General features: G+C 30.6%; 15 protein-coding genes. 12 read left to right on the top strand and 3 right to left on the bottom strand.

Annotated features, from left to right (window positions below; translation table 11 throughout):
- Positions 1 to 3: 3 nt before the first annotated feature.
- The 8 genes from ACQ65T_RS01715 (at position 4) to ACQ65T_RS01680 (ending at position 9271) form a co-directional block, all read left to right on the top strand.
- Positions 4 to 1944 (top strand): DUF3857 domain-containing protein, encoded by a 1941-nt coding sequence (locus tag ACQ65T_RS01715; RefSeq protein ID WP_430399380.1) that lies wholly within the window; start codon positions 4 to 6, stop codon positions 1942 to 1944.
- 1 nt (position 1945) lies between these two features.
- Complete coding sequence (locus ACQ65T_RS01710; protein WP_430399379.1) at positions 1946 to 2272, top strand: nucleotide pyrophosphohydrolase; 327 nt, start codon at positions 1946 to 1948, stop codon at positions 2270 to 2272.
- Between the two features lie 4 nt (positions 2273 to 2276).
- Entirely contained in the window at positions 2277 to 3506 is a 1230-nt protein-coding gene (locus tag ACQ65T_RS01705; RefSeq protein ID WP_430399378.1) for a 3-phosphoshikimate 1-carboxyvinyltransferase, read from the top strand.
- 125 nt (positions 3507 to 3631) lie between these two features.
- Positions 3632 to 4681 (top strand): tRNA preQ1(34) S-adenosylmethionine ribosyltransferase-isomerase QueA, encoded by a 1050-nt coding sequence (queA, locus tag ACQ65T_RS01700; RefSeq protein WP_430399377.1) that lies wholly within the window; start codon positions 3632 to 3634, stop codon positions 4679 to 4681.
- Between the two features lie 122 nt (positions 4682 to 4803).
- Entirely contained in the window at positions 4804 to 6084 is a 1281-nt protein-coding gene (gene kynU, locus ACQ65T_RS01695) for a kynureninase (protein ID WP_430399376.1), read from the top strand.
- 11 nt (positions 6085 to 6095) lie between these two features.
- Entirely contained in the window at positions 6096 to 7181 is a 1086-nt protein-coding gene (locus ACQ65T_RS01690; protein ID WP_430399375.1) for an agmatinase family protein, read from the top strand.
- A gap of 66 nt (positions 7182 to 7247) precedes the next feature.
- Positions 7248 to 7820: an NUMOD4 domain-containing protein gene (locus tag ACQ65T_RS01685; RefSeq protein ID WP_430399374.1), complete on the top strand. Its 573-nt coding sequence runs from the start codon at positions 7248 to 7250 to the stop codon at positions 7818 to 7820.
- Positions 7821 to 7927: 107 nt separating this feature from the next.
- Entirely contained in the window at positions 7928 to 9271 is a 1344-nt protein-coding gene (locus ACQ65T_RS01680) for an FAD-dependent oxidoreductase (protein WP_430399373.1), read from the top strand.
- Between the two features lie 24 nt (positions 9272 to 9295).
- On the opposite strand, the gene ACQ65T_RS01675 is transcribed toward ACQ65T_RS01680, so the two are convergent.
- Positions 9296 to 9655 carry a cupin domain-containing protein gene (locus tag ACQ65T_RS01675; RefSeq protein WP_430399372.1) on the bottom strand — a complete coding sequence of 120 codons (360 nt, stop codon included), beginning with the start codon at positions 9653 to 9655 and terminating at the stop codon, positions 9296 to 9298.
- A gap of 111 nt (positions 9656 to 9766) precedes the next feature.
- Here ACQ65T_RS01675 and ACQ65T_RS01670 point away from each other — a divergent pair, with 111 nt between their 5' ends.
- A complete protein-coding gene (locus ACQ65T_RS01670; RefSeq protein WP_430399371.1) occupies positions 9767 to 10399 on the top strand; it encodes a 7-carboxy-7-deazaguanine synthase QueE in 633 nt (210 codons plus the stop codon).
- A gap of 4 nt (positions 10400 to 10403) precedes the next feature.
- Positions 10404 to 10787: an energy transducer TonB gene (locus ACQ65T_RS01665; RefSeq protein ID WP_430399370.1), complete on the top strand. Its 384-nt coding sequence runs from the start codon at positions 10404 to 10406 to the stop codon at positions 10785 to 10787.
- Here the strand turns inward: ACQ65T_RS01665 and ACQ65T_RS01660 are convergent.
- Positions 10780 to 11487, bottom strand: coding sequence for a class I SAM-dependent methyltransferase (locus ACQ65T_RS01660; RefSeq protein ID WP_430399369.1), 708 nt, complete (start codon positions 11485 to 11487; stop codon positions 10780 to 10782). The genes ACQ65T_RS01665 and ACQ65T_RS01660 overlap by 8 nt on opposite strands.
- 71 nt (positions 11488 to 11558) lie before the next feature.
- On the opposite strand from ACQ65T_RS01660, the gene ACQ65T_RS01655 reads away from it, so the two are divergent.
- On the top strand, positions 11559 to 12053 hold the full coding sequence (locus ACQ65T_RS01655) for a YkgJ family cysteine cluster protein (RefSeq protein WP_430401298.1): 495 nt from the start codon (positions 11559 to 11561) through the stop codon (positions 12051 to 12053).
- Between the two features lie 213 nt (positions 12054 to 12266).
- Here ACQ65T_RS01655 and ACQ65T_RS01650 read toward each other — a convergent pair whose 3' ends face one another.
- A complete protein-coding gene (locus ACQ65T_RS01650) occupies positions 12267 to 13478 on the bottom strand; it encodes an exo-beta-N-acetylmuramidase NamZ family protein (protein WP_430399368.1) in 1212 nt (403 codons plus the stop codon).
- 22 nt (positions 13479 to 13500) lie between these two features.
- Here ACQ65T_RS01650 and ACQ65T_RS01645 point away from each other — a divergent pair, with 22 nt between their 5' ends.
- The gene (locus ACQ65T_RS01645; protein ID WP_430401296.1) at positions 13501 to 14733 is read left to right on the top strand and encodes an ABC transporter permease; all 1233 of its coding nucleotides are present in this window, start codon (positions 13501 to 13503) and stop codon (positions 14731 to 14733) included.
- The last annotated feature ends 329 nt before the right edge of the window (positions 14734 to 15062 follow it).

Below are 15062 nucleotides of genomic sequence, written 5' to 3'. Positions count from 1 at the left end.
TAAATGAAATCTATTAAAGTAATTACACTATTTTTAATTTTTAGTGTTTCGTCCATTAATGCTCAAAAAAATGAGTTGGGTCTTATTTCTGTTCAAGATTTAAAAGAAACGAAACATCAATTAGATTCAACAGCTTCTGCAGTATATAAATATAAAGTTGGAAAAACTTTTTATGAGTATGATCGTGATGGGAGCTGGACAATAACAACTGATGTGTCTGTAAGAATAAAAATTTATGATAAAGACGGGTTTAAGTATGCAGATCAAAAAATCCCTTTCTATTCAAATAGAAATAATGAAAAAATAGAAATTAAATACGCAAACACATATAATTTAGAAGATGATAAAATAATAAAGTCAAAGCTTAATTCTGAAAGTGAATTCATTGAAGAAATTAATGAAAATTGGAGTGTGAAAAAATTAGCATTTCCAATGGTTAAAGAAGGATCAATAATTGAATATTCGTATAGACTTATTTCTTCAAGTGTTGCTGGAATTGATGATTGGGAATTTCAAAAAGAAATACCAGTCGATTTTGTGAAGTATGAAATTTCAATCCCGACTTATTATAAATACAGAACTGTAATTACAGGTTATGAAACAATCGAAGTAGAAGAAAAAGAAATAAGTCATCAAGCATTTCCTCAAACCTTATACACTTATACAGGTAAAAATATTCCTGGTATCAAAGAAGAAAAATATGTTAACAATATAAAGAATTATACATCAATATTAAAATTTGAACTAGCTTCAATTAAATATCCAAATATGCTTGAGAAGAACCTTGCATTAAATTGGGAAGGAGTAGTTCAAAGTATTTATGAACATGAAGATTTTGGTGATGAGTTAAAAATAAGTTCATATTATTCTGATGAGTTAAATTCTTTGAACATTGATAATCTAACACCTTTGGAAAAAGTAAAAAAAATTTTCTCATTTGTTCAAAATAGAATTACATGGAATGAAAAACATGGTATTTTATGTGATTTAGGGGTTAAAAAAGCTTTTAAAGAAAAAACAGGTAATGTTGCGGATATTAATATAATGTTAGTGTCAATGCTAAGAAAGGCAGGTCTAGATGCAAATCCTGTTTTGTTAAGTACGAGAGCAAATGGTATTTCAATTTATCCAAATAGAACCGCTTTTAATTATGTTATTGCATCAGTTTTTATAGATGAAAAGCCTGTTTTGCTAGATGCTTCTAGTAAATATTCTTCATTAAATGTTATTCCAAATAAAACTTTAAATTGGAATGGTAGACTTATTAGAAAAGAAGGAACTTCAGTAGATATTGATTTAATGAACTTTCCAGTTTCAAATGAAATTAATTCGATAATGGTTACTCTAAATGAAGATGGATTTGTAGAAGGGAAGATGAGAAGACAATATTTAGATTTTAACGCAATGAATTATAGAGAAAAATATAAAGGAGTTAAAAAAGAGGATTATGTTGGTTTGTTAGAAGAAAATTTTGAAGGAATTGAAATTAACAATTTAGAGTTAACTGGAATAAATGAAAACGATTTGCCTATAACAGAGCTAATAGATTTTAATCATAGTAAAATTGGTGAGAAAATTGGTGAGAAGATTTATATATCTCCACTTTTATTCTTTCAATTAGAAGAAAATCCTTTTAAAATTGAAGACAGAAAATACCCTGTAAATTTCAATTTTCCCTTTAAAGATGTATATAAGATTAATATTAAAGTCCCAGATGGTTATGTTGTAGATTATGTTCCGGAATCCACTGTAATTGTTATGGAAAATAAATTTGTGTTATTTTCATTTAAAATTGAAAGTGTTCAAGATGTTGTTCAAGTTAACAGTCAACTAGAAGTCAGATATCCATTAATACCTTCTAATGATTACGCTTCCTTGAAATCATTATTTAATGAGATGATAATAAAACAATCTGAAAAAATAGTATTAAAAAAGAAAAGCTAGGATGAATATAAAAAACGCACAACAAGAAGTTGATAATTGGATTAAAGAGCACGGAGTTCGTTATTTTAATGAGTTAACAAATATGGCACAACTTACCGAAGAAGTAGGTGAAGTTGCACGAATAATTGCTCGTAGATATGGTGAACAATCTGAAAAAGAAAGTGATAAAAATAAAGATTTAGGGGAAGAATTAGCCGATGTCGTTTTTGTGGTAATGTGTTTGGCAAATCAAACAGGAGTTGATTTACAAGCAGCTTTTGATAAAAAAATGGATGTAAAAACTAAACGAGATCACGATCGTCATCATAATAACAAAAAATTAAAATAGTACTTTGAATTTTTTTTTAAAACAATCAGTCGTTAATTCATCTTCCGAAATCACTATCACAGGTTCGAAGTCAGAAACCAATAGATTGTTATTGCTTCAAGCTTTATATTCAAATATTTCAATAGAAAACATTTCAAAGTCTGATGATTCTGATGCAATGCAAACGGCATTGCTTTCAAAAGAAAATGTAATTGACATTCATCATGCTGGAACAGCCATGCGATTTCTTACTGCTTTTTTTGCTGTTCAAGAAGGAAGAGAAGTGGTTTTAACTGGCTCTTCAAGAATGAAAGAGCGCCCAATTAAAATTTTGGTTGAAGCGCTTCAGCAACTTGGAGCCGAAATTACTTATGAAGGAGAAGTAGGATTTCCACCCATTAGAATTAAAGGTCAAAAGATCACAGAAAATAAAGTTTCTTTAAAAGCCAATGTAAGCAGTCAATTCATTTCTGCATTATTATTAATTGCACCAAGATTAGAAAATGGATTAGAATTAAAATTAGAAGGAGAGATTACTTCTATCCCATACATAAAAATGACGTTGGCTTTGTTAAGTAAAATTGAAGTAGAAACTACTTTTGAAAACAATGTTATTAAAGTTGAACCAAAATCTTCAATTGAAGATCTTCAATTGCTAGTTGAAAGTGATTGGTCTTCAGCTTCTTATTTTTATTCAATAATGGCTTTGTCTAATATTGGAACAAGAATTAAATTATCAAGTTACAAACAAAATAGTCTACAAGGCGATTCAGCTTTAGTAGAAATTTACAAAGATTTTGGAGTAGAAACAGTTTTTGTAAACAATACTGTTGTTTTACACAAAGTTAATAATTGCCAATTATCAATTGCCAATTATAAATTAAACAATTGCCCAGATATAGCTCAAACCATTGCGGTAACTTGTTTCGGATTAGGAGTAGCTTGTAATTTAATGGGTTTACATACTTTGAAAATAAAAGAAACGGATAGATTAGAAGCTTTGAAAATCGAACTTACTAAACTAGGTGCAAATATTTCTGTCACTAATGATAGTTTGTCTTTAAAATCATCTTCAAAAATTAATGAGAACGTAAGTATTTCAACTTATCAAGATCATAGAATGGCTATGGCTTTTGCGCCTTTAGCTTTAAAAGTTCAACTTTTGATTGAGGATGCTGAGGTAGTTACAAAATCATTTCCTTCTTACTGGAAGGATTTGAAGAGCATTGGTTTTGAAATTCATGAGGCTCAGTAAACAAAGGGTTTTTTAAAATAAACTGCTTTTTACTTGACAACGCCTATCTCACAGTCGTATATTTGCATTCGCTTTTAGAATTAGAACTATTTCTAAATTCTAAATTCTAACACTAAATTTAATATATGAAATTATCTCATTTCCATTTTAATTTGCCAGAAGAATTATTGGCAGAATTTCCAGCAGAAAATCGTGACGAATCAAGATTAATGGTGGTACATAGAAAAACAGGTCTAATCGAACATAAAATGTTTAAAGACATGATTGATTATTTTGATGATGGAGATGTTATGGTTTTAAATAATACAAAGGTTTTTCCTGCAAGATTATTTGGAAACAAAGAAAAAACAGGAGCTCGTATTGAAGTTTTCTTATTAAGAGAATTAAACGCAGAACAACGTTTGTGGGATGTTTTAGTTGATCCAGCGCGTAAAATTAGAATTGGTAATAAGTTATATTTTGGTGATGACGAGACTTTAGTTGCTGAGGTTATTGATAATACAACATCTAGAGGTAGAACTTTACGTTTCTTATACGACGGTTCTTATGAAGAATTTAGAGCTAAATTGTTAGAGCTTGGCGAAACACCAATTCCAAAGCACATTGAAAGAGAAGTTACTCCTGAAGACGCTGAACGTTACCAAACTATTTATGCAAAGCATGAAGGTGCTGTAGCTGCACCAACAGCTGGACTACATTTTTCTAAACACTTGTTGAAAAAACTTGAAATTAAAGGTGTTAATTTTGCAGAAGTTACTTTACATGTTGGTCTAGGTACTTTCAATCCTGTTGAAGTAGAAGATTTGTCAAAGCATAAAATGGATTCTGAAGAAATGGATATTTCTCAAGAGACTTGTGATATTATTAATGGTGCAAGATCTAAAAAGAAAAAAGTATGTTGTATTGGTACAACAACAATGCGTGCCATGGAAAGTTCAGTATCATCTCAGCGAACATTAAATCCATATACGGGTTGGACTAATAAATTTATTTTCCCACCTTATGATTTTAGTTTGGCTGATGCAATGGTTACAAATTTCCATATTCCTAAGTCTACACTATTAATGCAAGTTTCTGCTTTTTGTGGGCATGATTTATTGAAAAAAGCTTACGCTGAAGCAATTGAGCAAAAATATAAATTTTACACTTATGGAGATGCAATGTTAATATTGTAATAAGTTAAAATCATAAATAAAAAAATCGCATCAATTTGATGCGATTTTTTTATTTCTAACCTTTGGCTTTTACCTTTCTTAATTTATACTTATTTTTACCCATTATAAAAACAACACTCCAAATGAAATTTGAAAACAACTTACAATTTGCTAAAAGCCTTGATGCTCAAGATGAATTGGGTAAATATAGAAATGAATTTATTTTTCCTCAAATAAACAATAAAAATGTAATCTATTTTACAGGAAATTCATTAGGCTTACAACCTAAAAGTGCAAAAAAATATGTAGATGAAGTAATGACTGACTGGGCTAATTTAGCTGTTGAAGGGCACTTTTATGCAGATAAGCCTTGGTGGGATTATCATGAAAGATTTTGTCAGCCTTTAAGCGAAATTGTTGGAGCTAAACCCACAGAAGTAGGAGTAATGAATACTTTAACGGTAAATTTACATTTGCTAATGGTTTCATTTTACAAGCCAACTCAAAAAAAATTTAAAATTATTTGCGAAGAAAAAGCATTTCCGTCAGATCAATATATGTTTCAAAGTCAGGTTAAAAGCAGAGGTTTTGAACCAAAAGATGCAATAGTTGAAATCAAGCGTAGAGAAGGAGAACACAATATTCGTATCGAAGACATTCTAAGTAAAATTGAAGAAGTTGGAGATGAACTAGCTCTTGTTTTAATTGGTGGAGTAAATTACTACACAGGTCAAGTTTTTGACATGAAAACGATTACCGAAGCTGGTCATAAAGTAGGTGCGTATGTGGGTTGGGATTTGGCTCATGCTGCAGGTAATATTGAATTAGAATTGAATAAATGGGGAGTAGATTTTGCGGCATGGTGCAGTTATAAATACATGAATTCAGGACCAGGAAATGTCTCAGGTTACTTTGTACATGAAAAGCATCATGAAGATAAAGATTTAAATAGATTTGCCGGTTGGTATGGTCATAATAAGGAAAGAAGGTTTTTGATGGAGCCAAATTTCGATCCGGTTCATGGTGCAAATGGTTGGCAAGTGAGTAATTTACCTATTTTATCAATGGCACCTTATTTAGCATCTGTAGATATGTTTGCCGAAATAGGAATGAAAAAATTAGTTGCAAAAAGAAATTTAATTACCTCTTATTTGGAATTTATACTTCATGAAATTGATGAGGAACTTGAAGAAGCTGAATTTGAAATTTTAACCCCATCAAATCAAGAAGAAAGAGGTTGTCAATTATCAGTTTATTTACATGGCCAGGGGAAAGAATTGTTTCATTATTTAATGAAAAACGGCGTAGTAACTGATTGGCGAGAGCCAAATGTAATTCGTTTTGCTCCTGTTCCATTATACACTTCATTTGAGGATATGTATAATTTTGGTCAAATTCTAAAACAAGGTATTTTATCTAAATAATTTCATTAAGAATGACAAAACAACAAATCATTGATACTTTCGACCCAAGTCAGCCTGGGTTAGCAGATGCAACAATATTTGGACTGCCTTTTTCTGCAGAGCAAAGTGAAATCATTGTAATTCCTGTTCCTTGGGAAGTTACTGTTAGTTATGGTGCTGGTGCCTCAGAAGGTCCAGATACTATTTTAGATGCTTCTTTTCAAGTCGATTTAAATCATCAAGAATTTCCAGAATTGTGGAAATTAGGAATTTTCATGGATGAAGCACCTTCTCATTGGGCAATCAATTCTGAAAAATATAAAAGTTTAGCACAGCCAATTATTGAGGCACAAGAAAATGGAGAAGATATTTCAACTTTTCCTGTTTTGCAATCTGATTTAGATAAAATCAATAAAATTTGTAGAAAACTGCATACTGAAGTAAAAGAAAGAACTCAGTACTGGTTGAATAAAGGTAAAAAAGTAGTTTTATTAGGTGGTGATCATTCAACTCCACTTGGATATTATGAAGCCTTAGCATCTCAACATGAAAGTTTTGGAATACTACACCTTGATGCGCATATGGATTTAAGAATTGCTTACGAGCAATTTACCTATTCACATGCTTCAATTATGTATAATGCATTAAAACTTCCTCAAATTTCAAAAATTGTTCAAGTTGGAATTAGAGATTTTTGTGAAGAAGAAGTTGGAGTAGTAAAAAGTGAAAACGGTAGAGTATTAGTTCATACAGATACTGACTTGAAAAAGCAATTGTTTGAGGGGAATACTTGGCAACATTTGTGTGATAATATCATTAATTCGTTACCTAAAAAAGTTTGTGTTTCATTTGATATTGACGGAATGGATGCGTTGTATTGTCCAAATACAGGAACTCCGGTTCCTGGAGGATTTACTTATGAAATGGCAACTTATTTATTGAGTAGATTAGCTGAAACAAATAAAGAAATTATAGGGTTTGATTTAGTTGAAGTTGCTCCAGGAGAAAATGGAGATTGGGATGGGAATGTAGGTGCAAGAATGTTATTTCATATGTGCGGAATGCTTGCAAAATCACAAAAAATGAATGTAGGTGAAAAAATTAATTTTCCAAAGTAGTTAATTATTCGTACATTAGGTTAATACTATTTATTTCCTCAAATTTATTAGCTAAAACCACAAATAATGAGTCACTTTATAACAGAGCAATGGAAAGAATATGAACTTGAAGTTCCGGGAAAGGTACGCTATGCAGTTTCAAATTTAGGTCGTTTAAAGAGTTTTACATCAAATATTAAAGAAGGTAAAATTATTAAGCATGTTCTTAATGATGGTTTTCCATATTTTAGATATGTTCGTCAAACAAATAATGTGAAAAAAAATTACCAACAATCTATTCATAAAATAATAGGAGAACTTTTTTTACCTAAAGAATCTGAAGAGCAAACTCACGTAATACATTTAGATTATGATAAGAATAACAATGTTATAACTAATTTAAAATGGGTTACTTACCAAGAAATGAGAGAACACGGTTATAAAAGTCCTCATGTTGCAGCAGGAAGAAAAAGAGCTTTTGAAAAATTTGGGCCTAAAAACACCAAACTAAGAGAAATAGATGTTATACGCTTAAAGAGAAAATTACTCGATCCTAATAGAAAAACTCGTTTGCGCTTAATCGCCAAAGAATTTGGAATTTCAGAAATGCAATTACACAGAATTAAAACCGGTGAAAACTGGGGACATATAAAAATTTAGATAACTAAAAAAGACGATTTTAATCGTCTTTTTTAGTTATAATGCTGATTGAAATCTATTACTAACTAGTTTATTTTCTTTATTTTTGTGGTAAGAAATTCTTTAAAATGCAAACACCTAAAAAGATTGCTGTTGTAGGAGCTGGCTTAGTTGGTTCTTTATTAGCAATATATTTAAAAAAAGCAGGTCACATTGTTCATGTTTACGATAGAAGTCCAGATATTCGAAAGATTAAATTTTCTGGTCGTTCAATCAATTTGGCTATGTCAAATAGAGGTTGGAAGGCGTTAGAGAAAATAGGAATAGCTGATGATATTAAAAGAATAGGATTGCCTATGGAAAAAAGGGCAATTCACATGATAGATCAATCTCTAAATTATCAAAAATACGGTAAAGAAGGAGAAGCAATTTATTCACTTTCTCGTGGTGTTTTAAATAGAAAAATGATTGATTTAGCAGAAGAAGTTGGAGTTGAGTTTTTCTTTGAACATAAAGTTTGGGATGTTTCACTTGAAGAAGCTATTTTACATATTGGAGAAGAAGAAAAAGGAGAATGGAGACCTTATAAATATGATAAAGTTTTTGGTTCAGATGGAGCTTTTTCAAGAGTGAGGCATAGAATGCAGCGTCAAAGCATGTTTGATTATTCACAAGATTTTTTAGAAGTCGGTTATAAAGAATTAAATATTCCGGCTAATGAAGATGGATCCCATAAATTAGACAATAGTTCACTTCATATTTGGCCGAGAGGTAACTTCATGTTAATTGCTTTACCTAATTTAGATGGTAGTTTCACTTGTACATTATTCATGCCTTTTAAAGGAGATAATTCATTTGAAGAATTAGATACCAAAGAAAAATTAGTTGACTTTTTTGCAAAATATTTTCCATCAACTCAAGATGTAATTCCAAATTTGGTAGAAGATTTCTTCAGAAATCCAAAAAGTTATTTGGTAACCATGAAGTGTTTTCCGTGGACACACAATGATACAGTTGCTTTAATTGGAGATGCTTGTCACGCTATTGTTCCTTTTTACGGACATGGAATGAATGCAGGTTTTGAGGATATTACTGTTTTGAGTGAATTAATGGAACAATATGGAGACGATTGGCAAACTATTTTTACTGAATATGAAAACTCACGAAAACCAAATGCAGATGCTATTGCAGAATTATCATATCGTAATTTTATGGAAATGAGTTCTAAAACAGCCGATGATAAATTTCACTTACAGAAACAAATTGAAAAATGGTTTTCTGGAAAACATCCAGATAAATGGACTCCTTTGTACAGTAGAGTTACTTTTAGTCACCAACCTTATGCTGAGGCTTTAGCAGAAGGTGACAGGCAGAATAAAATTATGAAAGAAATATTGGAAATAGAAAATATTGAGCAGATTTGGGAAACCGAACCTGTAGAACAACGTATTCTTCAATTATTAAGAGAATAAAAAAAGTGGCTTTTGCCACTTTTTTTATTCTCTATGAACTTTGTTAAAGTCAAAAGCAGGTTTGCAAATAGCTATATATTCACAAGGTTCATCAAAAGGATTTGAATATTGCACTCTAGTATTTGCTTCAATTTTTATAGATTGTCCAGCTTCTAAGACTATTGTTTCATTTTCAATAATGAATTGTTTTTTACCAGATATAATATAAGTATATTCTTCGAATTCTGGTGTCTGAAAAGGCTCACTCCATTTTGGTGGGGCAATCATATGCGCAATTGAAATATCTTTATTTTCAGTTGAAACTAATCCATGGTGTTCTTCAATTAGTTTCCCATCATTGGTTGGAACAACAAAAGGTATTTTCTGAATTAAATACTTTTTCATTATTTAATGTTTTAATATTTATTTCAAAAATAGCATAAAACTACTAATTACTATTCACTAATTACTATTTCTAATCACGAATACTTATCTTTGCAAACTATTTTAAATACAATGTTAAAGAAAGAAATACAAATTGCAGTAGATAAAGGTGAAATGTTGCCTTTAATGGAGGAGTTTTATACCATTCAAGGAGAAGGTTACCATACAGGTACTGCTGCCTATTTTATTAGAATTGGCGGTTGCGATGTAGGTTGCCATTGGTGTGATGTTAAGGAAAGTTGGAATGCGGAATTACATCCGCCTACTCATGTTGATGTTTTTGTAGCAAATGCAAAAAAATATGCAGAAACCGTTGTTGTTACTGGAGGAGAGCCTTTAACTTGGGATATGTCTTTCTTAACGAAACAATTAAAAGCACAAGATTTAAAAGTTCATATTGAAACTTCTGGAGCATACCCCGTAACTGGAACTTGGGATTGGTTTTGCTTATCGCCAAAGAAAATGAAGTTGCCTGTTCAAGGAGCTTATGATATTGCAAATGAATTGAAAGTAATTATTTACAATAAGCACGATTTTCAATTTGCTGAAGAACAAGCGGCAAAAGTAAATCCAAATGCAATTCTTTTTTTACAACCAGAATGGAGTAAAAAAGAAGAAATGACATCGCTTATTGTGGATTATGTAATGAAAAATCCGAAATGGAGGGTTTCTTTACAAACACATAAATATTTAAATATTCCTTAATTCGATGAAAAAAATCATTTTCACTATTTTCATTAGTTTGCTTGCCTTTAATTTTTCATGTGCTCAATTTGGAGATGGCGGAGGTGAAGTGTATTTAAATGGCGATTTAATTGATGCTAAATTTCAGGGAGGAGGAATTGACAAGTTCTATGATTATATAATTGAAAACTTTGATGTTTCAACAGTTGAAAAGAAAGGGCAAATTATTTTCACATTCAATGTTAATGAACTTGGCGAAGTTAAGAAAATTAGAATATTACGTGATTTAGGAACTAATTCTGCAATTGAATTAATTCGTGTATTAAAAAAAGCACCTAAATGGGAACCTGCAAAAAGAGGTGGAAAGCCAATCAGTATTCAATTGAAAATGCCATTAACTTTTAATTAGTTAATCGAGCTAAATAATCATAATGTTTGCCTTCCAAAATCAATTCACATTCTAAACCATTTGCATGTGCTGCATTTTGTAGGGTGTTATAATCAAGATAAAGCCAATCAAATTCATCTTCTTTTTCTCCTTTGTACTCTATATTAAAAGTCAATTCGCCATAATAACCATTGGCATTAATTTCGTATGCGCCATCTTCATCTTGATCAAACATATAGATTATGTCTGATGAGTCAATTAAAATTTGTCCGCCATCATTTAAAAGGTTTTTTAGTTTTTGAAGATAAGTTGTAATCTGATTCAGTTTTCCAAAAACTCCAGTGCCATTCATTAATAATAGAATGGTGTCAAACTTTTCACAAGTATCTAAATCTAACACATTAACAACTTCAGCATTTTTCAAACCTCTTAATTCACAAGCTTTAATTGCATTTTCCGAAATATCAATTGCAGTTACTTCTAATTTTCTTTCATTTTGAAGATATAAAGCATGGCTTCCAGCTCCAGAACCAACATCTAAAACTTTGCCTTTCGCCAATTGTAATGCCTTTTGTTCTAATTTTGGCATTTCTTTATAGCTTCTAAACAAATACGAAACATTCATTTCATCTGCTTCACTAATCGAAGTTTCAGTAATAATATCTTCCGGAGAATTATTGGTTTGATAATCTAAAATGGCTTTACCGAATAAATCTTTCATAAAAAGTTTCAAATTTTAAAGTTCTAGGAGTTTCAAGTTGTTTAACTTTGCAAAAGAAATTATTAAAAATGCTGAAGCCAAATCTAAACGAACTCGGAAAACTTGCCAAAGATACGCATATCGAAAACAAAAAGTATTTTGATAAGCTGAAAAAACGCACACCAAAAAATTTGGATAAAGTGATGCAGGATTTGCACGATGCCGAATTTAAAAAAACCGACTGTTTAGATTGTGCTAATTGTTGTAAAACTACCGGTCCGCTATTCACCATTACCGATATTGAACGTATTTCTAAAAATTTCAAACAAAAACCACAACAATTCATAGATCAATACCTTCGTGAAGATGAAGACAACGATTATGTGTTGCAAAGTGTGCCTTGTACGTTTTTAGACAGTGATAATAAATGTTTTATTTATGACATTCGCCCAAAAGCGTGTAGAGAATTTCCGCATACCGATAGGAAGAAATTCCAACAAATAACCGATTTAACTTTGAAAAACGTAGAGGTTTGTCCTGCAGCTTTTAATATTGTTGAAAAAATGAAAGAAAAAATGCCTTTGTGAATTAGTTTTTAAACAAGTTTATAAGAAAAGTAATAAATAGCACTAAACCTCCTAGAAAAAGAATTGTTGAAAAAGGATGGCCGATTTTTGTTGTATAACCAATACCAATAAGAAACCAACTTATAATTATAAGTATTATTGTTTTTAGTTTATCGTGCTTTTTAAACATAAATTTTAATTTCTTTTTTCTTTCATCTTTTCTCTATCTTCCCCTTATTCATAAATCAAATACTTATTACGCATCAATTTAAAATCAATCAAATCCTTTTGCCACGAAGCTCTAATTTTAGCTTCAGAAATACCTTTTTCAATTTGTTCTTGTAGTTTTTTCGTTCCGGCTAATTTGGTAAAAAACGAATTAAAAAATTTCGATTTATCTGTTGTTTCAGCGTATGCTTTCATCAACCATTTTAATTCGAGTTTGTTAACAGGTTCAATTTTAGTTAAATCTTCACCATAACAAAGTTTTCCATTATAAGTAGGGTCTTTTGCTCCTTCGTTAGGCTGTGGCGTAAAACTAAATGTACCTTTATTAAGGTAAGGCGAACCGTAAATTTGAAATTGTTTCTCTGTTCCACGGCCTACACTTACATTGGTTCCTTCAAAAAAGCACAAACTCGCATATAAATTTATCGATTGTGCATTCGGTAAATTAGGCGAAGGTTTTACCAATAAATCATAAAACATAGTTCTGTTATAATTCTCACATGGAATTACAGTCAATTTACATTGAATTTCATTCATCAACCATTTTTCACCATTAATCATTTTAGCATATTCACCAATTGTCATTCCGTGTAAAACAGGAATAGGATGCATACCTACAAAACTGGTAAATTCTTTTTCTAAAATAGGTCCGTCTACAATTCCGCCATTTGGATTCGGTCTGTCTAAAACAATTAACGAAATATTATTTTCTGCACACGCTTCCATTACATAATGTAAAGAAGATATATAAGTGTAGAAACGTGCACCAACATCTTGCAAGTCAAAAACCATAACGTCAATTCCTTCTAATTGTTCCGGTTTTGGCTTTTTGTTGTTTCCGTAAAGGGAAATTATAGGCAAGCCTGTTTTAGTATCTTTTCCATCTTTAATTACTTCACCAGCATCAGCAGTTCCTCTAAAACCATGTTCGGGTGCATATATTTTTTGAATGTTGATTTTTTGAGTCAATAAGAAATCAACCAAATGTGTTTTATTGGTTAAAATCCCACTTTGATTGGTTACAATTCCCGCTTTTTTGTTTTCTAATAGCGGAATGTATTTCTCAAAATTATCAGCACCAGTCTTCAAATTCTTTATTAGAATTTCTTTAGGAGCTATATCTTTGTCTAGTATCTTTTCTCTTTCCTCTATACTCTTAACAGAATTTCCGCATGAAAAAAGAAGTATAAACGAGAATAAAAATGTATTTTTGAACATCAATTTAGAGACCATAATAATTTTGAATTTAGAATATTTTATAGCAAAACGATTAATTACTGCTAAAAGTTATAAAAGTAGTATTTCTTCTCCAATAATTAAAATTGCAATAACAGCAATTGCTATTGGAATTATTATGATGATTGTTTCTGTTGCAACAGGAATTGGTTTGCAAAATAAAATTCGTGAAAAAGTAGCTGCTTTTAATGGGCATATCGTAATTACAAATTTCGATGACAATCAATCTCAAGTACACACTCAACCTATATCCATAAATCAGGATTTTTACCCAAAGTTCAAAACGGTTGATGGAATAAATCATATTCAAGCAGTCGCAAATAAAGCCGGAATTATTAGAACAGAAAGTTCGGTTGAAGGAATTATATTAAAAGGTGTTGGTAAAGATTACGTTTGGACAAATATTAAGGAATATATTATTGAAGGACGTTTGCCTAATTATAAAGACGAACTTAATGAAGAAGTTTTAATTTCTCAATATTTAGCAAATCGATTGCATTTAAAACTAGGAGATAAGTTCAATACTTTTTTCATGAAGGAAAGCGGTAAAATGCCTAATCTTCGTAATTTTAAAATTGTTGGTGTTTATAATTCAGGCTTTCAGGAATTTGATGCTTCTTATGTAATAGGTGATATTCGCCACGTTCAAAGAATCAATAAGTGGAAACAAGACCAAATTGGAGCATTCGAAGTTTTTATAAACGACTTTACTCAAATAAAAGAAATTGGAAATAAAATCTATAAAGAAATTCCGCCTACATATAATAGCGTAACCATCGAAGAAAAATTCTTTAGTATTTTTGAATTCCTTAAACTATTCGATTTTAATATTGTTGTTATATTAATAGTAATGATTGTGGTGGCAACCATTAATATGATTGTAGCCTTATTAGTTCTTATCTTAGAGCGCACACAAATGATAGGAATTTTAAAAGCACTCGGTGCAAACAACTGGAATGTGCGAAAAATATTTTTGTATAACGCAGCTTATTTAATTTCAAGAGGCTTGTTATTTGGTAATGTAATAGCACTTGCTTTATTAATTCTTCAAAAAACATTCGGAATCATTAAGTTGAATCCGCAAAATTATTACGTAAGCGAAGTTCAGGTCGATATTAATTTTCTACATATTTTACTTTTAAATATTGGAACAATAGTAATTTGTTTACTCGTTTTATTAATTCCATCTTATATAATTACTAAAATATCACCGGTAAAAGCAATCCGATTCGATTAATTTCTATTTTTTCTAGCAGCTTATTCCCGCTTTCCGCTATATCTTTTATTATTTTCAGAGAAAATTAATAAAAGGATGCCGCTTTAATCGGGGCTAGGGCATTTGTTTTTAGTTCAAAATCCATTTCAATTTACAAATTCTATGTCTGTGTATAATTAAATTTCAAAAAGTGTAAAAAAACTTTTGCTTGTAAAAGGTTAAAAATCAATGAGTAGAAAAATAGTTTAAAAAAAAGAGTATAAAAGATTTGTGGGAATAGAAAAAGGTGCTACTTTTGCACCCGCATTCAAAGGCAGGTTCATTACATTTATTGATAAGTTAACCAAGAG

The organism is Flavobacterium sp., assembly GCF_965284515.1.
Lineage (GTDB): Bacteria > Bacteroidota > Bacteroidia > Flavobacteriales > Flavobacteriaceae > Flavobacterium.
Note: the sequence above shows the minus strand (reverse complement) of the source record. Positions and strands in the feature narration are given on the sequence as shown.

Bases quoted from the DNA above. Each gene is read 5' to 3' on its own strand.
- ACQ65T_RS01680 (WP_430399373.1), top strand. From the start codon at position 7,928: ATGCAAACACCTAAAAAGATTGCTGTTGTAGGAGCTGGCTTAGTTGGT.
- ACQ65T_RS01715 (WP_430399380.1), top strand. From the start codon at position 4: ATGAAATCTATTAAAGTAATTACACTATTTTTAATTTTTAGTGTTTCG.
- ACQ65T_RS01710 (WP_430399379.1), top strand. From the start codon at position 1,946: ATGAATATAAAAAACGCACAACAAGAAGTTGATAATTGGATTAAAGAG.
- ACQ65T_RS01665 (WP_430399370.1), top strand. From the start codon at position 10,404: ATGAAAAAAATCATTTTCACTATTTTCATTAGTTTGCTTGCCTTTAAT.
- ACQ65T_RS01675 (WP_430399372.1), bottom strand. From the start codon at position 9,655: ATGAAAAAGTATTTAATTCAGAAAATACCTTTTGTTGTTCCAACCAAT.
- ACQ65T_RS01685 (WP_430399374.1), top strand. From the start codon at position 7,248: ATGAGTCACTTTATAACAGAGCAATGGAAAGAATATGAACTTGAAGTT.
- ACQ65T_RS01690 (WP_430399375.1), top strand. From the start codon at position 6,096: ATGACAAAACAACAAATCATTGATACTTTCGACCCAAGTCAGCCTGGG.
- ACQ65T_RS01660 (WP_430399369.1), bottom strand. From the start codon at position 11,487: ATGAAAGATTTATTCGGTAAAGCCATTTTAGATTATCAAACCAATAAT.
- ACQ65T_RS01650 (WP_430399368.1), bottom strand. From the start codon at position 13,478: ATGTTCAAAAATACATTTTTATTCTCGTTTATACTTCTTTTTTCATGC.
- kynU (WP_430399376.1), top strand. From the start codon at position 4,804: ATGAAATTTGAAAACAACTTACAATTTGCTAAAAGCCTTGATGCTCAA.
- ACQ65T_RS01670 (WP_430399371.1), top strand. From the start codon at position 9,767: ATGTTAAAGAAAGAAATACAAATTGCAGTAGATAAAGGTGAAATGTTG.
- queA (WP_430399377.1), top strand. From the start codon at position 3,632: ATGAAATTATCTCATTTCCATTTTAATTTGCCAGAAGAATTATTGGCA.